17 protein-coding genes and 1 riboswitch are annotated in these 21,298 nt (G+C 63.0%); of the genes, 10 read left to right on the forward strand and 7 right to left on the reverse strand.

Annotation, left to right across the window (positions count from 1 at the left end; all coding sequences use genetic code 11):
* Positions 1–30: 30 nt before the first annotated feature.
* On the reverse strand, positions 31–378 hold the full coding sequence (locus INQ47_RS03005; RefSeq protein ID WP_404701048.1) for a Rieske (2Fe-2S) protein: 348 nt from the start codon (positions 376–378) through the stop codon (positions 31–33).
* A 3-nt stretch (positions 379–381) separates the two neighbouring features.
* The gene (locus INQ47_RS03010) at positions 382–1,323 is read right to left on the reverse strand and encodes a VOC family protein (protein WP_404701049.1); all 942 of its coding nucleotides are present in this window, start codon (positions 1,321–1,323) and stop codon (positions 382–384) included.
* A 276-nt stretch (positions 1,324–1,599) separates the two neighbouring features.
* On the opposite strand from INQ47_RS03010, the gene INQ47_RS03015 reads away from it, so the two are divergent.
* From INQ47_RS03015 to INQ47_RS03045, 7 genes are all read left to right on the forward strand, one after another.
* A complete protein-coding gene (locus INQ47_RS03015) occupies positions 1,600–2,538 on the forward strand; it encodes a LysR family transcriptional regulator (protein ID WP_020191687.1) in 939 nt (312 codons plus the stop codon).
* 181 nt (positions 2,539–2,719) lie between these two features.
* Positions 2,720–3,877, forward strand: coding sequence for an alpha/beta hydrolase family protein (locus tag INQ47_RS03020; protein ID WP_404701050.1), 1,158 nt, complete (start codon positions 2,720–2,722; stop codon positions 3,875–3,877).
* A 172-nt stretch (positions 3,878–4,049) separates the two neighbouring features.
* The gene (locus INQ47_RS03025; protein ID WP_404701051.1) at positions 4,050–5,393 is read left to right on the forward strand and encodes an amidohydrolase family protein; all 1,344 of its coding nucleotides are present in this window, start codon (positions 4,050–4,052) and stop codon (positions 5,391–5,393) included.
* A gap of 2 nt (positions 5,394–5,395) precedes the next feature.
* On the forward strand, positions 5,396–5,839 hold the full coding sequence (locus INQ47_RS03030) for a heme-binding protein (RefSeq protein ID WP_049587911.1): 444 nt from the start codon (positions 5,396–5,398) through the stop codon (positions 5,837–5,839).
* A gap of 225 nt (positions 5,840–6,064) precedes the next feature.
* Positions 6,065–6,670 carry a transcriptional regulator gene (locus INQ47_RS03035; RefSeq protein WP_104887618.1) on the forward strand — a complete coding sequence of 202 codons (606 nt, stop codon included), beginning with the start codon at positions 6,065–6,067 and terminating at the stop codon, positions 6,668–6,670.
* A gap of 93 nt (positions 6,671–6,763) precedes the next feature.
* Positions 6,764–7,753, forward strand: coding sequence for a threonine/serine dehydratase (locus INQ47_RS03040; protein ID WP_404701052.1), 990 nt, complete (start codon positions 6,764–6,766; stop codon positions 7,751–7,753).
* A complete protein-coding gene (locus INQ47_RS03045) occupies positions 7,750–8,697 on the forward strand; it encodes an ornithine cyclodeaminase family protein (RefSeq protein ID WP_404701053.1) in 948 nt (315 codons plus the stop codon). The genes INQ47_RS03040 and INQ47_RS03045 overlap by 4 nt, the downstream gene beginning before the upstream one ends.
* 13 nt (positions 8,698–8,710) lie before the next feature.
* On the opposite strand, the gene codA is transcribed toward INQ47_RS03045, so the two are convergent.
* The 5 genes from codA to INQ47_RS03070 form a co-directional block, all read right to left on the reverse strand.
* The gene (gene codA / locus INQ47_RS03050) at positions 8,711–9,949 is read right to left on the reverse strand and encodes a cytosine deaminase (RefSeq protein ID WP_404701054.1); all 1,239 of its coding nucleotides are present in this window, start codon (positions 9,947–9,949) and stop codon (positions 8,711–8,713) included.
* A gap of 4 nt (positions 9,950–9,953) precedes the next feature.
* The gene (locus INQ47_RS03055) at positions 9,954–11,171 is read right to left on the reverse strand and encodes a PucR family transcriptional regulator (protein ID WP_404701055.1); all 1,218 of its coding nucleotides are present in this window, start codon (positions 11,169–11,171) and stop codon (positions 9,954–9,956) included.
* Complete coding sequence (gene codB / locus INQ47_RS03060; RefSeq protein WP_404701056.1) at positions 11,168–12,433, reverse strand: cytosine permease; 1,266 nt, start codon at positions 12,431–12,433, stop codon at positions 11,168–11,170. Before codB ends, INQ47_RS03055 begins: the two co-directional genes overlap by 4 nt.
* A 229-nt stretch (positions 12,434–12,662) precedes the next feature.
* Positions 12,663–13,328, reverse strand: a complete 666-nt coding sequence (gene tenA / locus INQ47_RS03065; protein WP_404701057.1) for a thiaminase II — start codon at positions 13,326–13,328, stop codon at positions 12,663–12,665.
* A complete protein-coding gene (locus INQ47_RS03070; protein WP_404701058.1) occupies positions 13,325–13,972 on the reverse strand; it encodes a TenA family protein in 648 nt (215 codons plus the stop codon). The genes tenA and INQ47_RS03070 overlap by 4 nt, the downstream gene beginning before the upstream one ends.
* A gap of 78 nt (positions 13,973–14,050) precedes the next feature.
* Positions 14,051–14,165, reverse strand: a riboswitch (TPP riboswitch).
* Positions 14,166–14,417: 252 nt separating this feature from the next.
* On the opposite strand from INQ47_RS03070, the gene INQ47_RS03075 reads away from it, so the two are divergent.
* The 3 genes from INQ47_RS03075 to INQ47_RS03085 all read left to right on the forward strand — a co-directional run bounded on the left by INQ47_RS03075 (position 14,418) and on the right by INQ47_RS03085 (position 21,250).
* Positions 14,418–17,813, forward strand: a complete 3,396-nt coding sequence (locus INQ47_RS03075; RefSeq protein ID WP_404701059.1) for an Ig-like domain-containing protein — start codon at positions 14,418–14,420, stop codon at positions 17,811–17,813.
* Positions 17,814–17,869: 56 nt separating this feature from the next.
* Complete coding sequence (locus INQ47_RS03080) at positions 17,870–18,853, forward strand: SCO family protein (RefSeq protein WP_404701060.1); 984 nt, start codon at positions 17,870–17,872, stop codon at positions 18,851–18,853.
* A gap of 81 nt (positions 18,854–18,934) precedes the next feature.
* Positions 18,935–21,250, forward strand: coding sequence for a putative bifunctional diguanylate cyclase/phosphodiesterase (locus tag INQ47_RS03085; protein WP_404701061.1), 2,316 nt, complete (start codon positions 18,935–18,937; stop codon positions 21,248–21,250).
* The last annotated feature ends 48 nt before the right edge of the window (positions 21,251–21,298 follow it).

The following is a 21,298-nucleotide window of genomic DNA, read 5'->3' on the forward strand; positions in this document are numbered from 1 at the left end:
GGGATGCGACCTATCGCGCGGCGCGATAGGTCAGCGATCGAGCTGCTCCAGCGGCAATAGCAGCCAGCCGTCCGCTTCCTTGTGATCGAGTGCCTCCAAGGCTTCGCCTCGGCAGGGGCCGTGAACGCAAGTACCGTCTTCGGGCGTGAAGCGCGCGCCGTGGGCGTAGCAGACGATCCAATGGCCATCGGCGCTCAAAAAGCGGTTCTTGCGGTACTCCATGGGCACCATCAAATGCGGGCACAGGTTGCGGTAGACGCGTACCTGGCCCAGGTACCGAAGGGCGAACAGGCTGTCCGCGCCCCTGCCCTGTGGGTCGAAACCGCGCGCTTGACCTTCGCCCAGCTCATCGAGCCGGCACAGCTCCACCCACGCCATGTTTCAACCCTGCTTCGCAGGTGGGCCGCTGGGTGCCCATTTCTCCCGCGAGGCGAACAGGAACAGCTGCGAGTTGTCGGCCGACATCGGCGCCTGACGCGCCGCCCATGCGTCATCGTGCTTGTCCATGTCGGCGTCGTACTCGATGTGGCAGCCCAGCGGGCTGTTGAAGTACCAGAACCAGTTGGAACCCAGCAGGTGTCGGCCCGGGCCCCAGAAGCTGGTCCAGCCTTGCTGCTGGAAACGCGTACCGGCCAGCAGGACCTCGGTGCCGCTGCCCATATGGAAGGTGAAGTGCTCGCAACCCTGCATGTGCGGTGGGGTCTGGATCATGAACAGGCAGTGGTGATCGTCCATGGCGGCGGTGCGCATGAACGGGCCGACGCCTGTGAAGCTGTCAGTGGTGACGAAGCCCAGGCGATCGCGGTAGAACGCTTCGCCCTTGGCCGCATCGGGTACGAAGTACACCACGTGGGACAAGGTGCGCGGCAACGCCGGCATGTCCGGGGCAATGCCCAGCTGGTTGATCGGGCGCTGCGGTGCGCTACCGGGGGCGTTGGTAAGGTCGGCCGGCGCGTCGAAGGGGCGACGGCAGGTCACCTGGAAGGCAATGGCAAAGCCCAGGTCGTCGAAGGTGTGCAACGCGCCGCTGGCGTCGCGCCGCACTTCGCGATCACGGCCCAGCTCGTCGGCGATGGCCGCCAGATCGGTGCTCGACGCGACGCCGTAAACGGTCTCGCGCAGCGATGGGGTCGGCCCGAGCGCTGGCGGCAGGCCAGGGTCGTCGCCGCGGCGGATAATGATCGAGGTGCCGTCCAGCGCCTCGAAACGGCCGCCGTCGCCGTCCAGCTGAACGGCATCGAGGCCATAGTCACGCAGGCAATCGGCACAGGCCTGGATATCGTCGACGCCAAACACCAGCGCGTCGAGACCAAGAATATTCATGGCTACCACTCCATTGAAATTGTTATTCGGCGAGGCAGGTCACCGGTAGTGGGTCGCGGCGGCACATCGGCCGTACGACTGGCGTGCAGGTTGCTCGGTGGCGGGGTGGCGTGACCAATCGCGAGTCAGAATGCGAGGCATCGGCAATCGCGATACCTGGGCCAAAGCCCATGTGCTGTGGCGTTGGCTCGGTATCGTGGCTTGAAGGTCTTGACGTATCGGCAATGCAGCGGGAAGGTATCGCGAAAATAACTACAAGAACCGAGAGCTATCACCATGCGCTTTCACCACCTGGACTTGAACCTGCTGGTTGCCCTGGACATCCTGCTCGAGGAGCAAAACATCACACGCGCTGCCGAGCGCCTGCACATGACTCAATCGGCCACCAGTGGGGTGCTGGGGCGTTTGCGAACGTTTTTCGAGGATGAGTTGCTGGTGCAGGTCGGCCGCAAGATGCAGCCCACCCCCTATGCTCTGGAACTGGCCAAGCCGGTACGCGAGGTGCTGCTGACCATTCGCGCCTCGATAACGGCCAAGCCGGTGTTCGATCCGGCCGCCAGCAAGCGACACTTCCGCCTGGTGGCCTCGGACTACCTGATCAGTGTGGTATTCGCTCAGGTCATCCAGAAAATCCATCAGGAGGCGCCGCACATCACCTTCGAGATGATCGGCCCAGGCGACAGTAGCGCCGAATTGCTGATGCGAGGTGAGGTCGACATGATGATCGTGCCCGAGCGTTACCTCATCGAGGGCCATCCGGCGCAGTTGCTGTTCGAGGAAGATCATGTCTGCGTGGTGTGGCGCGACAACCCCGAGGTGGGCGAGCATCTGACACTTGAGCAGTACATGCAGATGGGCCACATCTCGGTGGGCTTTGGCCGCAACCGCCACTTGAGCATCGAGGACTGGTTCATGAACCAGTACGGCTTCAATCGGCGGCTGGAAGTCATCACCAACGACTTCAATACCCTGCCCCAGTTGTTGGTGGGCACCGTGCGGATCGCTACCATGCACCGCCGACTGGCCGAACTCTATGCCGGCTACCTGCCGCTGCGCCTGTTGCCACCGCCAGTGAAGATCCCGGTTATGCGTGAATTCATGCTTTGGCACCGCAGCATGGACGGCGACCCCATGCACAGATGGCTGCGCGAGCGCATCAGCGATGTCATTCAATGCGCCAGCACGCAGCCAGATGCTCTGCGCGCCACCGCCTGAGCGGCGGCCATCGCCCCAGACACCGCAACGGTGCTGGGGCATCGCGTTTCGCGATACCTCGCATCCCTGATCACGATTGGCCCCACCCTGCCCTGCCTGCGTACCTTGCCTTCAAACCGCGCCCTACCTGCCTGTCGCTCAATTGGGCGCCGGACTCCACGACCGCAGAAGGACAACAAGAATGTTCCGTTACTTCCCCACCAATTACGTCTGGAACCTCTCGGTGGACCTGGCCATCGAAATGGGTGCCCGCATGGGTGAAATCGAGGAAATGTGCGCACCGCTGCAGGAAGCCGCCAAACAGCCCGACGCCGCCGGCACCCAGGCCTTCCGGGAAATATGGTCGACCATGGCCGACAAGCTGTGCGGCTTGGCCGAAGAAGACGAAACCGCCGGCCGACGCTTGTCCGCCGGCGAAAAATACAACCGCGCGGCCACCTACTACCTCACCTGCGAACGCTTGCAGGCCCACGGCGCGCCGGGTCGTGCAGCTTTGTATCAGCGCTTCCTCGACACCTTCGCCCGCGGCATCGATTTGGCCAAGGAGAACTGTGAGCGCGTAGAGATCCCGTATGAAGGCAAGCACCTCTCGGGACTGCTGGTGCGCGCAGAAGGCGTGAGTGGCCCGGCACCGCTGCTGGTGCAAGTCAACGGGCTGGATTCGACCAAGGAAATGAAATACCGCGTCGGCCTGCCTGCCTGGCTGGCCAGGCGAGGCGTGTCGTCGCTGATTGTCGACCAGCCCGGCACCGGCGAAGCGCTTCGCCTCCACGGCATGACGGCACGCCATGACAGCGAACACTGGGCCAGCCGCATAGTGGACTGGCTGGAAACCCGCCCTGATGTCGATGCCAGGCGCATCGGCCTGGAAGGCGTTTCCCTGGGCGGCTACTACTGTCCGCGCGCAGTGGCGTTCGAACCGCGCTTTGCTTGCGGCGTGGTGTGGGGCGCCAACCACGACTGGCGCGACGTGCAGAAGCGTCGCCTGGAGAAGGAAGGCAACTTCCCGGTGCCGCACTACTGGGCGCACGTGCAATGGGTCTGGGGGGCGAAGGACCTGGACGACTTCATGCGCATCGCCGAAAACGTACACCTCGACGGTGTCCTCGACCGTATCCACGTACCGTTTCTGGTCACCCACGGCGAGAAAGACTCGCAGATCCCGCTCAAATGGGCACACCGCACCTACGAGCAACTGGTCAACAGCCCGAAACGCGAACTGAAGATTTTCACTGACCGTGAAGGTGGCGTGCAGCATTCGAGCTTCGACAACAGCATCAATGCCGGGCACTACATCGCCGACTGGATCGCCGAAACCCTTGGCGGCCACACGGCCTGATCGGCGCTGCCGGCCCTGGCTCCGACGGCGCCGATTGGCGCCGTTCTCGTTTCTGCGCCAGAGAGCGCCAGGTATCGATGCCATCGATACCTGGCCATCAATAGCATCTGTTGGTGCTGGGCAGTCACCACGGCCTAGCCTTGCACCACCCTCACGATGAGAGAGCTCACCAATGAGTGCCCTGCACCTGCACTGCTCTACCCTGTTCGACGGTACTGGCCTGCACACCCGCCAACGACAGACATTGATCATCGAAGGCGGCGTGATCCGCCATGTCGGGCCATCCGCCGAGGCACCCCGTCCGCAACCCGGCGACCGTGAAGCCCACGGCCAGTTCGTCATGCCCGGGCTGGTGGACGTGCACACCCACCTGGCGTTTGGCAATGCCCAGAGCGAGGAAGACATCGACATCTGGACCAGCGACGAGTTTCGCGCCCTGCGGGGGCTATTCTTCGCTCAGCACGTTCTGGCTGCCGGCGTGACGTCCATGGTCTGCCCTGGCGATAGTGGCCAACTCAGCATTGCCGTGCGCAATTCGGTCAACGCCGGACTGTTCGAAGGCCCACGTATCGCTGCAAGCAGCCGAGTGATCACCAATCGACAGAGCCTGAACGACTGGTTCCCCAGCCGCGTCGGCGCCCCTGAGTACTTCACCGCCGCGCTGGTCACCAGCCGTGACGATGCCATTGCCCAGATCCGCAAGCAGGCCAAGGACGGCGTGGACCTGATCAAGATTGCCATGGACGGCACCCACCGTCGCCCCAACGGCGAAATCATCGCCGCTTTCACCGCCGACGAGACCCGTGAGATGGTCTACGAAGCTCATCGCCTCGGCTGCCGTGTGGCTACCCACGCCTATGGCCGAGAAGCGGTGATGTACGCGGCCAAGGCTGGCGTCGACCTGGTGTTCCACGCCTTCTACATGGATGACGCCTGCATCGAAGCGCTGCTTGAGGCTGGCAGCGTGCTCGCTCCGACCATGACCTTCCCGCAAAACACCGTGGACTTCTGCCAGCCCCATGACCCCGCGATCAGCACCGGCTACGCCGCCTACTGCGCCCGGACCCTCGAGCTCGGCGCGCCGGTACTCAAGCGCGCCAAGGCCGCCGGCGTACCCTTCGCCTGCGGCAGCGACAGCGGCTTTGCTGTGACACCCTATGGCGAATGGCACGCTCGCGAACTGGAGCTGCTGGTACGGCATCTGGACTTCACCCCGGCCGAAGCGTTATTCGCCGCAACCCATGTCGGCGCACGCTTGATGCCGCGCGGCGAGACGCTCGGCACCCTGGAACCGGGCAAACAGGCCGACCTGCTGGTGCTCGACGGTTCGCCCCTGGACGACATCCGCATCCTTCAAGACCGCGCTCGGCTGCAGGCGGTGTACAAGGCCGGCGAGCCGGTACGGCTGCAACGCACCGCCTACAACCCCAAGCAGGTGTCGGACTTCAATTCGCTGAAATGGACCGACCTCTACACCCGCGACCGCGTGTCCGAACTCGGCAAATGGAGCCTGTGAACATGACAACGCTCAACTTCGAACTGGCAGTGCAACTGGCCGTCGCGACCCTGCACCAGGCACGCGCTTTGAACCTCAAGCCTATGGCCGCAGCGGTGCTCGACAGCGCCGGCCACCCGTTGGCGGTGCTGCGCGATGAGCAGGCCAGCTTCCTGCGTCCGCAGATCGCCACCGGCAAGGCCCGCGGCTGCCTGGGCCTGGGCTTCGGCGGCCGCGAACTGGCGCGCCGCGCCCAGACCATGCCGGCCTTCTTCGATGCCATCAACAGCCTCACCGGTGGCGAGGTGATTCCGGTCGCCGGCGGCGTTCTTCTGCGCGATGCAGAAGGCCGCCTGCTGGGCGCCATCGGCGTCAGTGGCGATACCTCGGACAACGATGAGCGGTGCGCGCTGCTGGCCATCGAAGCGCTAGGGCTGATCGGCGACAGCGGCGATCTTCAGCCCTGAGCCAACGCCTTGGCCTGCTCCACCAGCAATTGGCGGAGCCAGGCCAAGGCGAGGTCGCCCCATGCTGCGGATGCCTCTGGAGGACCTGGGATGCTGCTGACGCAGTAATGGCCGAGGCGAGCGGCTCGCAGCCAGGACTTGATCCCGACCCGGTAAAGATCCGTCTTGTGCCCAGTATTCTCCAGGGCCACCATAGGCATTCTTCAACAGATCATTGGCTAATGCATGACACTGGAAAATTACCAGGCAATCGCTGAAAGCATTGCCCTGCTGCTGTACCCCCACGCGGAAGTCGTCATTCATGAGATACGCGGCCAGACAATCGTTCATATCGCCAATAATTTCTCACATCGCAAGCTCGGCGATGATTCAGCACTCGGTTCAGAACTGGGTGACCTTTTGAAGGGTACCAACCTTGGTCCCTACGAGAAGCTCAACTGGAACGGTCAGAAGGTCCGCTCGATCAGCACTGTGCTGCACAATCCGCAAGGCGAAGCCGAGTATCTGATGTGCATCAATCTGAACGTGTCGGTGCTGGAACAGGCGCGTGTGGCATTGGATGCGTTCTTCCAGATGAGTCGGCTGGAGCCGCAACCGGATGCGTTGTTCCGCAACGATTGGCAGGAGCGCATCAACACCTTCCTGCAAGCGTGGCTGCAAGCGCATAACCTGTCGCTGCAGACCTTGAAGATGAAAGACAAGCGCAACCTCGTACTGGCCTTACACGCCGAGGGTGCATTCGAGGGGCGCAGCGGCGCCGATTACGTTGCCAACGTCCTCAGCATGGGGCGGGCCACCGTGTACAAATACCTGAAGGAAGTCAGGGCCTAGGCGGTATTGCCTGGCTGTAGGCACACGCTCTTGCTGTTGGTGGAATATTATTCTATGGTGGACAAATTATCCATACACCTGCAAGGACCCGTCATGCCAGCCACCCCGTCCGTTGATGCCCAGTTCCTTGATACATTGCACCAAAACATTCAGGACGCCCATGCGGCGCTCCGTCCGGCCGTCAGCATTACCCCGCTCTTGCACAGCCCTCGTTTGTCGGCATTGACCGGCTGTGAAGTGCTGCTCAAATGCGAACACCTGCAGCACACCGGTTCATTCAAGTTTCGCGGTGCCAGCAACAAGATGCGCCTGCTGCCGGCCGAGGCGCGCAAGCAGGGGGTGATAGCTGCCTCTTCCGGTAACCATGGGCAGGCACTGGCCTTGGCCGGCAAGATGGCTGGCGTGCCAGTGAAGGTCTACACCACCACGGGCGCATCGGCATACAAAACAGAGGCAATGCGCGCGCTGGGCGCCGAAGTGGTCTGCCTGCCCACCGACCCGCTGAGTGCAGAGCTGGAAGCAGCCAGGCAAGCCAAGGCCCAGGGCGTACCTTTCGTGTCCCCCTACAACGACCTGCAAGTCATTGCCGGCCAGGGCACCATCGGCATGGAGTTGTTTGAGCAGGCGCCAGACCTGGACGCGGTGTTCGTTGCCGTGGGCGGTGGCGGGATGATTTCCGGCATCGGCGCCGCCCTGCGCGTCCTCAAGCCGGGCACTGAGATCATCGGCTGCTGGCCGGCAAATGACCCAACGCTGCAGCAATCACTCAAGGCCGGTGAAATCATCGAATTGGATGCCTGCGAAACGCTGTCGGATGGCACGGCTGGCGGCGTCGAGCCAGGCTCCATCACCTTCCCGCTTTGCCAGGCGCTGCTCACCGATACCGTGCTGGTCAGCGAGGACGAAATCCGCTGCGCCATGCGCGACATCGCCAGCAGTGAGCGCTGGATCATCGAAGGCGCTGCAGCGGTTGCGGTCGCCGGCATGCAGAAGCTCGCCGAACGCTATCAGGGCAAGCGTGTCGCGGTGATCCTGTGTGGCCGTAACATCCTGCTGGAGAAGTTCCTCGAGGCCGTTCAATGAGGGTCTTCAGCAAGGCGCAGATCATCGCTCGCTTCAACCCCGAGCTCGCGGTCAGCCAACTGGAGGAAGGCTTCATCGCCTACTCCGAAGGCAAGGTGCAGGTGCCGCCCGTGCAGGGCTTCGCATTCAAGGGCGCGAACGGTGACTGTTGCGTGAAGTCGGCCTACATCGAAGGTAGCCCGACCTTCACCGTCAAGCTTTCGACAGGCTTCTACGACAACCCGTCCAAGGGCCTGCCGAGCAATGATGGCTTGATGCTTGTGTTGTCTGCACACACCGGTCAGCCGCTGGCACTGCTGCAGGACCAAGGCTGGCTGACTGCCATGCGCACCGCGTTGGCCGGGCGTATCGCCGCTCGGCTGCTGGCGCCGGCCCAGGTCAAGGCCATTGGCATCCTCGGCACCGGCATGCAGGCGCAGATGCAGCTTGAGCAGCTTCGCGCGGTGACCGATTGCCGCCAGGTCATTGTCTGGGGCCGCAATGAACGCGGGCTTGCGGCCTATACGGCATTTGCCCGCGAGCTGGGCTTCGCAGTGCACAGCACGCAGGATGCTGCCGAGGTTGCGGGCGCTGCAAACCTGATCGTCTGCACCACGCCTTCTCGCCAGGCGCTGTTGCACAGTGATTGGGTCCAGCCGGGTACGCATATCACCGCCGTCGGTGCCGATGCGCCCGGCAAGCAGGAACTGGACCCGGCACTGGTGGCAAGGGCAGACCGCATCATCGTCGACGCCATCGCCCAGTGCAGCCAGTACGGCGAAGTGGCCCATGCCCTCGGCAGTGGCCGGATCGACGCTAACCAGCTGATCGAGCTGGGTACGCTACTGGCTGGCCGCGCCAAGGGGCGTGAGCACGACGGCCAGATTACCTTGGCGGACCTGACCGGTGTGGCAGTGCAGGATGCACAAGTCGCAAGCTACGCCTTGGCCGCCCTGTGCACCTGAGGCGACAACAGCGTCAGCGCAAACGTTGCACCTGCGCTGGCGTGCGCTGCATCAGTACCTTGCCATTGCGTACCGATACCAAAGCGTGCCCCTGGCTGCGCACCATCTCGTAATCATCCGGCGCCGACAGCAGCAACAGGTTCGCCGGCCGCCCCACCTCGATGCCATAGCGCTCGCCCAGGTTCAGGGTGCGGGCGCTGTTGTCGGTAATCAGGTCCAGGCAGCGCTGCAGGTCTTCATAGCCGAGCATGTGGCAGATGTGCAGGCCGGCTTCGAGAATGCGCAGGATGTTGCCATTGCCCAGCGGGTACCACGGGTCGACGATGGAGTCCTGGCCGAAGCACACGTTCATGCCGGCGCGGTCGATCTCGGCGACGCGGGTAACGCCACGACGTTTCGGGTAGTTGTCAAAGCGCCCTTGCAGGTGAATGCTCTCGGTCGGGCACGACACAAAGTTGATGCCCGACAGCTTGAGCAGGCGGAACAGCTTGTAGCAATACGCATTGTCATACGAGCCCATGGCCACGGTGTGGCTGGCCGTGACCCGGGCCCCCATGCCGCGTACCCGCGCTTCTTCGGCCAACACTTCGAGGAAGCGCGATTGCGGGTCGTCGGTCTCGTCGCAGTGCACGTCCACCAGGCAGCCGGTACGCTCGGCCAGGTCCATCAGGAACTTCACCGACGATACACCCTGGTCGCGGGTATTTTCGAAATGCGGAATGCCGCCGACGACGTCAGCGCCAATCGCCACGGCTTCAGTCATCAGCGCCCGGCCGTTGGCGTACGACTCGATGCCCTCCTGCGGGAAGGCGACAATCTGCAGGTCGATCAGCTCACGCACTTCGTCACGCACCTCGACCATGGCCTTGAGCGCGGTGAGTTTCGGGTCGGTCACATCGACATGGGTGCGCACATGCTGGATACCGTGGTCCACCAGCATGCCGATGGTTTTTTTCGCACGGGTCTTGATGTCGTCGTGGGTGGTGATTTCCTTGCGCTCCGACCAGCGCTCAATGCCTTCGAACAACGTGCCGCTCATGTTCCACTTCGGCTCACCAGCGGTCAGCGTGGCATCAAGATGAATGTGCGGCTCGACAAAAGGCGCGACCACCAGGTTTTGCCCGGCGTCCAGGTCATTCGTAGCGGGCGTCACGACGTCGGGCTGGGGCACGATGGCGGCAATGCGCTCGCCGTTCAGTTCGACGCGGAACAGGCCAGGCTTGCCGCGCAGGCGTGCGTTGATGATGTTCATGCTGTTACTCCTTGCCGTGGGCTTCGCTCATGCGCCATACCAGCATGGCGACCGAAGCATTCATGCGAAAAAGCGGGTCGTCCAGCGACTGCCCGCTCAGTTGTTCGATGCGTTGGATGCGCTGATTGATCGTGTTGCGGTGCAGCCCCAGGCGTTGTGCGGCCTTGAGCCCGTTGCCATTTTCCATGAGCAAGGCGTCGAGGGTATGCACCAGGGCATTGGCGTGTTTACGCCCGGGGGCGATCAGCGGGCCGAGGGTGCGACTGACGAAATCGTCGATCAGCGAGCGGTCGACAATACCTTGCAGCAGGCGCAGGACGCCAAGCTCGCTGAAGTTGCAATAGCCGTTGACCGGGCGCAGATGCTGCGCCACATCCAGCGCCTGGCGTGCCTCGTTGAGGGCCTGGCGGTAGTGCGCGCAATCGTCAGCGAGGCTCGACAGGCCCATGTAAAGGCCCAGCTCACCTGTCGTGGCTTGCAACTGCCGGTACAGCGCACCCAACGTCTCGGGTAAGTCGTGCGTATCGGCCAGCAGCACCACGAACAGGTCGCCTGGCAGTTGCGCTGTCACACTGTCAGGCCGCTGGCGGCACCAGGCTTCCAGCTGGTCTTCCAGGGCCTGCCGGGTGGCTTGCCAGGTACGCTCGCCGTGTGCAAGCCCGTGGCGCTCGAACAAGCCGTCCACGCCTGTCAGGCGCAACGCCAGCAGGCGCCGCGGTTTATCCAGGGCCAGTTGCAGGTGTACTGCCCGCTGCCGGGCAATCGCCAGGCTCGGGTAGTCGCCTGTGAGCAGTTGGCCAAGGATGTCGTTGCGCGAGCGGCGCACCTGGCTCATCTGCACCAGTGCAGTGCCGATCAGGTGAGTGACCACCACCATCTTCAGCGCGTAGGGTTGTTCGATCAGTGGTAAGCCCAGTTGCTCGGCGCGCGCGATTACGGACGCCGGGATGCTCTGGATGAAACTGCCGCCGGTGAGAATCACCATGCCGGCAATGCCCACGGCGTCGCCATCCTCCACCAGGCTCAGCAGGTTGGCTTCGCCGCGCGGGTGGTTGATGCCGGTGACGAACACCAGCTCACCGCCCATCACCCATTCGGCGATACCCTCGTTCTCCGCCACGTAAGGCCAGCGTACCCGCCGTTGCAGGTTGCGCGCCCCGGCCCGCACATGCATTTCGTGCAGGCCGGGCAAATGCAGGATCTCGTCCAGCGCCAGGCTCACGGCTCGACACCCGCCTGGCCTGGCGCCCGGCGGCGTGCGCCCAGCTCTAGAATGACGATGTAGCACACTGCCGAGGCGGCGATGCCCACCAGCGGCGCGACCCACGGTGAGGCATAGGCCAGTACAGCGCCCACGGCATAGGCAAACAGCCCGGTGAGGTTGTAGCGTGGCAGGTTTGCCGTACCCAGTGCCGGGTATTTGCCGCGATGGCGGTACCAGAAATCAGCCATGATCACCCCACCCACCGGCGGAATGATCGACCCCAGCAGCACCAGGAACGGGATCAGCATTTCGTACATGCCACCCATCGCCAGCACAATGCCAACCCCGGCCGCCACCAGCGTTGCCGTGCGCCGGCGCTCGCTGCGCAACAAGTGGCAGGCGGCGGCTGACACGTTGTAGATGGTCGGCCCCTGAATGGTCCACAGGTTCAGGCACAGCATCACCACCGCCGCGAACGACAGGCCCTGCAGCATCATCACGTCGACGATATCGGCCTGCTGGTAAACCATCGCGCACCACGCTCCGGCCACCACCATCAGGCCGTTGCCCAGGAGGAATGCCACCACGCTGGCGGTCACCGCTACCCGGCCACTGCGTGCCAGCCGTGTCCAGTTGGTGGCTTGGGTGGCGCCACTGGCGAAGGTGCCGAAAACCATGGTCACTGCCGCCGAAAAAGTCATGGTTTCATGCGGTACAACGGCAGCCAGGCCGGCAAAGCCACCGGCATCGCGGGTGGCGATGTACATGGACACCAACAGCAGCACGAACATCAATGGCACCGACACCCGCGACAACACATCCAGCCCCTTGAAACCGATGATGGCCGTAATGCTGAAACCCAGCCCGAACAGCACCATCAAAGGCATGCCGAAGCCATCCGCCAGCCCAAGCAGCTTGACCAGCACGATGGCCACCGTGGCCGTACCCCAGGCATACCAGCCCAGTTCGGCAAAACCCAGCAGAAAATCCGAGAGCCGGCTCCCTGCTTCACCGAAACAGAAGCGCCCCATCAGCACGGTGTTCAGCCCGCTGCGCGAGGCGATGAAGGCCAGCACTGCGGCATACAAGGCCAGCAGGCTGTTGCCGAGGGTGGCCACCCACAGCATGTCGACAAAACTGAATGCCATGCCCAGCTTGCCACCGGCGAACATCGTGCCGGTAAAGAAGGTGAAGCTGAACAAGACCATCGCGATCGGCAGCAGGCCCCTGCGGGCGGACTGCGGGGCTTCGCTGAGGGGGAATTCGCTGGGTGAGCTCATTGCACGGGGGCTCCGGGTTTGTAGTTGGGAGCTGAAAGAGCAATATGCGGGCCGCTTTTTTACTGCGCCGCCACCCGGAAAAATCGGGCTGGTCGCCCAGAAATCCATATGCACTATGCACATTAAAGCCGCGATCTGACGATTTGGAGTGTGCGGGACGACTTATTTTGAGGCGTTCATGCACCAAAGCGGGCTCAGGCTGGGTAGTAATCACCCAGCCCACGGCGGTTTACACGGCCCCGTCCAGCCCCATCTGCCAGAAATCAGCCTCCAGGCTGGATGCCTGGCCAAAAATCCCTGCCAGTTCGGCGAACCGCTGCTCGGTCATGCTGCGCGCCGCCAGTTCATCCAGGTGCTTGCGCGCTGCCGCTGCAACCCCTTGGTAGCCCTCCCCGGCATACTCGCCAATCCACTCGCGGTAGGGGTGATTGCTCAAGTCGCCAATGCGCTCGGCCAGGGTCCGGCCGATTTCGGCATAGCCGATCACGCAAGGTGCCAGTGCCACATGCAGCTCCAGCAGGTCGCCGGCTGCGCCGCAGTCCAGCACATAACGGGTGTATGCCACCGTGGCCTGGTGCTCTGGCGCGGCTTCGATGTCTGCCTGGGTCAAGCCCCAGCGCGCGCACAGGCGCAAGTGCAGCTCTGTTTCATCCAGGATCGCCGCCAGCCCGGCCTGCGCCGAGCGAATGTCGGTCGGGCGGCGGCTCTTGTAGGCGGCCAGCGCCCAGGCGCGGGCGAACTGGATCAGGAACAGGTAATCCTGCACAAGGTAGGTTCGGAACGCTTCCTCGCTCAGCGTGCCCTCGCCCATCTGACGCACGAAGTCATGGTCTACGTAGCTGTTCCATTGTGGCGTGGCGGCGGCCTTGAGGCGCTCGAAGATATCCATGCTCATTTGCCCTCCGGGTACACTGCATCGAAGAAAGCCAGCTCCAGCGCCACGGTGCGCTGGTAGAAGCCACTGGCCAATGCGGCCTCCTGCGGGCCGACGCGGTCCAGTTCGGCCTGCAGGAAAGCGACGAATGCCTGAAATGCCGGGTTGTCATGCAGGGTAATCCACTCGGCATGAACGAAGTTGTCCGGCATCGGTTTCGGCGCCTTGAGCGCCCAGTCCAGATACAGGCCTTCGGCAACGTTCAGCACCGCCAGTGCCGCTGCGTAGGAACGGGTGGCTGCCGCTTCGCGCATGATCGCCTTGAAACCTGCGGTAGGCGCGGTATCGGCCGGTTCACTGCGTTGCGCCGGGCCGACACCCAGGGCCTCGAAGGCACGCAGGAAATAGGTGTTCTCGTCACTGGAGATCATCCCGGCAAAGCGGCCGAAGCGCAGGCGGGCTTCAAACGTGTCAGCGGTGGCGATCGCCGCGCCCAGCAGGGTCAGGAAGCTGTCGAGAAAACGGTGGTCCTGAACCAGGTAGCTGACCATGATCGGGTCAGGCAGGCTGCCGTCGCACAATTGGGTCACGAAACGGTGGCCAACGGCCGCCGACCAGGTCGGCTCGCACTGGCGGCGCAGGGACTGGCTGAAGCGTTCGGTCATGTTGCTGTCCTTGATGAGGGTGACAGCGAGACCGTGGCAATTGACATGGACTGGCCTCGCAGTGAGGCCGGCAAAAAGGCAGGTTACAAGCCCCATCCCTTCGCCGGCATGATCCGGATCAGGTTCGAAGGGTCACCGCGCTGTAGCGTTCAGCGGTTTCTCAGCCCATTGCCGGGCTCCCCTTGGTGGCGCTCAGGTATACCCGAGGGCGCCGCGCCTGTCACTACTCTCCAACTCCCCAAACTGTGGGCAATGGTGACCCGCTAATGGGTATCTGCCCCCATTCTTGACGCGCCATCGTTTAGTGCACGCCAGGCGCTGCAAGGTTTTGTATGTCAAAGCATTACTGAAATATCTGTTGGCATAGCTGTTGCTGATGGCCATTTAACGGGCAAAACGCCATTGATGGCTTAAGGCCGTAAGGCCGCAAAAGAGGCTTTAGCCAATGAAAACATCCGCCATGAGCCACGCGTCCAGGCGCGCGTTCCATCTGTCCTCCGTCACTGCGCTGATGATCAGCCTCGGGTTGATCACGGCCATGGCATCCCCCCTCGACGACAACAGCATGCCACCGCCGACCGACCCGTCGGCCTACACCGACCAGCCGGACGACCCGACCGCTGCCTTGCTTGAGCTGAAAACCTTGCCCGAGGCCAACGAGGGCGCGCTGGAGCTGACCGATGGCGTGTATGGCGACCGCAGCACGGTACGCACCGACAACGTGCTGCCGCCTGCCCTGCAAACGTCGGACAAGTACCCTACCAACGGCAAACCCAGCCCGTTGTTCGGTGCGCAACCATTCACCCAGCAACTGTTGCTGTTCGAAGAATTCGGGCCAGAGAAGCTCGACCCGACCACGCCGGCGCCCGATCTGACCTTCCCGGTCCCCACCCTCGGCGCGGCCCCCGCGCAAGACCCCAACGTGGTGGCACGCAGCGGCCCCAGTGGCAGCGCACTGGAAGCGTTCCTCAAGCAGCCCGGCCTGTACCCGTTCCCGACCCAGTACGCCAACGTGCTGGACCGCAACCCATGGAAGGCGCAGATCGAGATGTTCCTCAACCGCCAGCCGGTAGGCTCGCCCGCTGAAGGCCGGCCACCAGGAAAAGGCTGGTCGCACCAGCGCTGGAACGAGTTCTACCCGCAGGCAGCGTTCAAGACCGCCCAGGCCGGAGCGCGCATCAACCTCGGTCTGCGCGACCGCAAGCAACTGCACAACTATGCCGTCGGTGAATTCGCCCCGGGAGGCCTGTACTACCAGACCTCCGACATTCCGACCACGCTGGGCACCACCAAGGGTATCGACATACGCTTCCACCCAAACATGCCGCTGCAAAACCACAAATCGTTGTGGACCTTCGACGGCACTTTCCCGCCCAAGCTGCTGATGGTGCGCTACGGCCAGCCAATCCTGATGCGCCATTACAACGCCCTGCCGATTGACCCGTCGGCCAACGGTGGCTTTGGCCTGCATACCATCTCGACCCACGAGCACAACGGCCACTCCCCGGCCGAAAGCGACGGCTTTGCCAACGCGTACTTCTTCCCCGGCCAGTACTACGACTACCGCTGGCCGGTGCAACTGGCGGGCTACGACACCATCAACACCCGTGCCCAGGACCCGCGTGCAGCTTTCCCCTGCTCGCCGGGTGAAACCTTGTTCGTCAACGATGGCACACCGGGCCTGAAAACCTGCGAGAACGGCAGCATCAAGATTCGTGGCGACTGGCGCGAAACCATGAGTACCCACTGGTTCCACGACCACATGATGGATTTCACGGCGCAGAACGTCTACAAAGGCAACGCCGTAATGATGAACTACTACAGCGCCCTGGACCGCGGCAACGAGGCCCTGCAGGACGGTGTCAACCTGCGCTTCCCAAGTGGTTCAGCCATGCCTTGGGGTAACCGTGACTATGACGTCAACCTGGTGATAGCCGACAAGGCCTGGGATGCAAACGGCCAGCTGTGGTTCAACCCGTTCAACACTGACGGCTTCCTCGGTGACCAGATCCTGGTCAACTGGCAGTACCTGCCCAGGCTCAAGGTGCGTGCGCGCAGTTACCGTTTCCGTATCCTCAACGGTTCGGTTTCACGCTACTTCAAGTTCGCCGTGGTGCGGGAAATTGCCGGTAACAGTGGCGAGTTCAAAGGCCCGTCCGGCTCCAACGTGTCGTATGCGCGGGTGCCGTTCCACATGATCGCCAACGACGGCAACATCATGGAACACGCGGTGCCATTCGACGGCACGATGGACCTCAATGGTGACGGCAACCTGCAAGACAACAACGGCATCCTGCCACTGCAGGGCATTGCCGAGCGCTACGACATCATCATCAACTTCGCCAAGAACGGTATCAAGGCGGGCGACAAGCTGTACTTCGTCAACCTGATGGAGCACGACTCCGGCAAAGGTCCAAAGCAAGCTATCCCGTTGGCCGACGTGCTGTCGGAAAAATACAAGGCGGTGATCAAGCAGACCAGCAAAGGCCCGCAGTGGGACAAGGGCGATCCGGCAGTCGGCAAGTTTCTGCAACTGTGGGTGCAACCGTACACCGGCCAGGACCTGAGCATGGACCCGGTAGCCTATGAGCCGGCCAAGCCAGGCAAGGCTGCAGGCCTGAAAATGCTGCCCCTGCCAATTGACCGCGACGCCGCAGCCGACCAGGCCAAGCTCAAGGATGCCCGCCACCGCGAGTTCATCTTTGGCCGCTCCGACGGTACGGACACCACCCCGTGGACCATCAAGACCGACGGCGGCTTTGGCTACAGCATGGACCCACGCCGCATCAGTGCCGCACCGCAACTGGCCAACCAGTCTACCGACGCTGGTTTCAGCGGCGACGGCACCCTGGAAGTGTGGAAAATCGTCAACGGCGGCAATGGCTGGAGCCACCCGGTACACGTGCACTTCGAGGAAGGCGTGATCCTTAGCCGCGACGGCAAGGCCCCGCCAGAATGGGAAAAATGGGCGCGCAAGGATGTGTACCGTATCGGGCAGGAACCTGATTCGTCCATCGAGGTGGAAATGGCCATCCGCTTCCGCGAGTTTGCCGGCACCTACATGGAGCACTGCCACAACACACAGCACGAGGACTCTTCGATGCTGCTGCGCTGGGATATTGAACACCCGGGGCAGTTCCAGGTGATGCCGACCCCGCTGCCGGGATGGGATGGCGTGCATTACATGGCCTCGGTAGGCCTGCCAACGTTCCGCACCAAAACCCACGACGACAATGACGACCCGGCCAACAAACCACCCGTCGCGGCCAATGACAGTGCCGCAACGACGGCTGGCACGCCGATCACCCTGAACGTGCTGGCCAACGACAGTGACCCGGACGGCAATGTTCCGCTCACGGTAACCGGCCTCAGCCAGCCGGACTCCGGCCAGGGTGCCGTCAGCACCGACGGCACCACCGTAACGTACAGCCCGCCCGCTGCGGTCGCCACGCCATTCACGGCCAGCTTCAATTACACGGCGCGTGATACCAAGGGGGCCGAGTCGGTGGCCCCGGCCACGGTCAGCATCGCCGTAACCGCAGCAGCGGCGGCCGACGAACTCAAGGTCACCAGTGCCACGGTGCAGGAACGCAGCGGCAACCGTTTCACCTGGGATGTGCAGGGGACTACCACGGTGGCCACGGGCAACAGCATCAGCGTGACTGCAGCAACCACCGGTGGTCCGGTAAGCCTGGGGAACGCGACGCTGACTGCCACGACTACGGGGGCCCGTTGGCGGGTAGCGGTGACCACCACCGGCTTTGGCCCGGCCACGCCAGCGACGGTCACGGTGAAATCGGTACTGGGCCAGACGGTGACAGCGCCAGTCAAATACAAGTGAGTGCAAAGCGGGGGCCGCTATGCGGCCCCGCTCAGCCAACCCACGAGGACCGCATCATGCCCGGCTCATGGCGTTTCCTGCTGGTACTTGCGTTGTTCGCCGCCAGCATTCCGTTCTGGCCACTGCACCCCCAACAAAAGGTGGCCGAAGCAGCTGCCTCTCCCTGGGGGGCCAACTACTTCCCCAACATCCCCCTGCTCACCCAGGATGGCGAAAAAGTGCATTTCTTCGACGACCTTATCAAGGACAAGGTGGTTGCCATCAACTTCATCTTTACCGGCTGCTCCGATTCCTGCCCAGTGGAAACCGCACGCCTGCGCCAGGTACAGAAAATCCTCGGTGACCGGGTCGGCAAGGATATCTTCCTCTACTCCATCAGCATCGACCCCTATAACGACACCCCTGCCACCCTCAAGCGCTATGCCGAAAAGTTCGGCATCGGCCCAGGCTGGACCTTGCTGACCGGCGAACCCGACGATATCGAGCAACTACGCCGCAGCCTGGGGCTATGGATCGATGGCCTGGAAAACGGCCGCTCCAAAGACCATAACCTGAGCCTCATCATCGGCAACCAGGCCACCGGCCGCTGGATGAAAGCCTCGCCTTTCGAAAGCCCGTACATCCTCGCCGACCGCCTCGGCAACAGCTTGCACAACTGGAAGCAGGCCAGCGCCATGACCAATGACTACGCTCAAGCGCCGCAGATGCGCGCACCCAGCAGCGGCGAGCAGATCTTCCGCACCCGTTGCTCGTCCTGCCACACCTTGGGCAACACCGAGCCAGGCCCGCCAGGCATCGGCCCCGACCTGCTGGGCGTGACCCGTCAGCGTGACGCCAACTGGCTGACCCGCTGGCTGAAGGCGCCCGACCAGATGCTGGCCGAGAAAGACCCCCTGGCCATGCTGCTGTTCGAGCAATACAACCGCCTGGCCATGCCCAACATGCGCCTGGGCGATGCCGAAGTCAGCGCATTGATAAGCTACCTCGAAGAAGAAACGGCACGCCTGCAGAGACCCGTTGCAAATAGGGGAACCCCCTAAAGGCTATTGGCCATCAGTCATCAGACTGTCATCTCGCTGTCGTATTTTTCGAGCATCACCCAGGGTCGGGAACCATCAGCAGTGATTCGCCGTTCGCTTTCCTCATCCAGCCTTCTGCGACTGCTGATCCTGATGCTCTGTGCAGCGACCCTGGCCTTTCTCTGGGGGCTGCACGTCACGCAGAAAGCCGCCGCTCGCCAGGATGCACTGTCGGCCAAAGCCACCGAGCACCTGAACCTGGCCAACATCGTGGGCGCAAGCCTGCGACAGCTTGTCGACCGCGCCCAGGCGGTGGGCCGTGTTACCCAGGACGATAGGAAAGCGCTGCGTCAGGGCAACTTCAGCCTGGCCGCAGACCCGGTGTTCAAGCGCACGAGCCTGTACGACCGACAAGGCCGGCTGCTGTCGGCCAACCATACCGATGAGGCCGCCGAGTTGCCGGCAGACTGGTTGCGCCAGCTGCAGCGGCACATTGACCGCTACGGTTTCAAACCTTTCCTGCCCAGCATTCAGCCCCTTGGCCAAACCTCGGCCCTGCCCACCAGGCACCTGACCTTCCTGCTGCCGTTGACCAACTCGACCGGCCAGGAAATCGACACCATTTCGGTGGTGCAACTGGACATCGGCTACCTGGCGGAGCTGTTTCAACATATCGACCTGGGCAACAGTGGCCTGGTGCGTCTGCTGCAGGATGACGGCCTGGAGCGGCTGCGCGTCGATACCCGCGGCGTGGCGATTGCCGGCGACCTATTGCAGCCCCCGCTGCCGGTATTCGACAGCGAAGCGGGCAGGCTGACCCAATACGTAGCGGGTGATGCCTACCAAAGCCTGTACCGCCGTGTACCCGAGCGAGGCTTCAGCGTGGTGGTCAGCCAGCGCCAGGCAGAAATCCTCGCACCCTGGACGCAGGCCTATTCCCGGCAATTCTGGTTGAACCTGAGCATGACCCTGATGATCCTGGCCAGCCTGCTATGGACCTTGCGCCTGCTGCGCAAGCGCCAGGAGGCCTTCGACGCGCTGGAACATGCCCAGCAGGTCAATCAGCAGCTGATCGTGCGCCTGGAGGACGAACACCAGCGCAGCAGCCACGCCGCCGCCACCGACCACCTCAGCGGCCTGCACAACCGCCGCCAGTTCGTCGAGGTGGCCAGCCAGGCGTTGACTCGGCAACGTGGCAAGCGCCGACTGATGGCGATTCTGTTCATCGACATGGACCGCTTCAAGTCGATCAACGACTCGCTCGGGCACAAGATTGGTGACCTGCTGCTACAGGCTGTGGCCGGGCGTATCCAGCGCCTGCTGGAGCCGGGCGATGAGGCTTCGCGCTTTGGCGGCGACGAGTTCGTGGTGTTGTTGGCCGGCGAGCGCAGCGAGGAGCAGATCAACGCCTGGGTCCACGAACTGGTGCAGAAACTGTCAGCCACCTACGCCCTGGATGCCCAAGAGGTCAACACCAGCCCCAGCGTAGGGGTGAGTATCTGCCCGCGCGACGGCCAGGACATCGACAGCCTGATACGCAGTGCCGATGCTGCAATGTACTCAGCCAAGCAGGCAGGGCGCGCGCAGTATCGCTTTTTCGACCCCTCGCTGAACCTGGCCGATATCCAGGCGTTCACCCTTGAACAAGCGTTCGGCAGTGCCTTGGCCGAACGCCAGTTCGTGCTGCACTACCAGCCACAGATTCGCCTCGATACCCACCAGGTGATCGGCTACGAGGCGCTGGTGCGCTGGGACCACCCTGAGTTCGGCCTGCTATACCCGGACCGCTTCATCGACCTGGCTGAGCGCAGTGGTTTCATTGTCGAACTGGGTTGGGAGGTACTGCGGCTGGCCTGTGAAGCCTTGTCGAGCTGGGAAGCTTCTGGCCGGGAAACACGTCTGGCGGTCAATGTCTCCGCACTGCAGCTGCGTCAGGCTGACTTCGCTGCTCGGCTGCTGCGCAAGTTGCAGCATCACGGGATCGCACCACAGCGGCTGGAGCTGGAAATTACAGAAACCACCATCCTCGACCCTGAAGGCATGGCGGTTACGCACCTGCATGCCTTGCGCGGCGCGGGCTTGGGCATCAGCCTGGACGATTTTGGCCGTGGCTACGCCGGTTTTGCCCACCTGCATTCGCTACCGTTGAGCAAGCTGAAGATCGACCGCTCGCTGATCGCGGCGCTGTCCAACAGCCATGACGACAGCCCTATCGTGTCCTCCACCATCATCCTGGCCAAGCGCCTGGGCCTGCAAGTGGTGGCCGAGGGTGTGGAAACCCGTGAACAGGTGGTGTATCTGAAGCTTGCCGGCTGCGATATTGCCCAGGGCTACCACTTCAGCCGGCCTCTGTCGCTACCGCAGCTGTGGGTTTACCCACCCTTCAACGGCATCGAGGACAAGGCATGCGTGTATTGAACATAATGGCACGCCTGCCGATGGCGTTAGGCAAGGACAGGCAACGCA

The organism is Pseudomonas sp. 3HC3 (assembly GCF_044904505.1).
GTDB lineage: Bacteria > Pseudomonadota > Gammaproteobacteria > Pseudomonadales > Pseudomonadaceae > Aquipseudomonas > Aquipseudomonas putida_Y.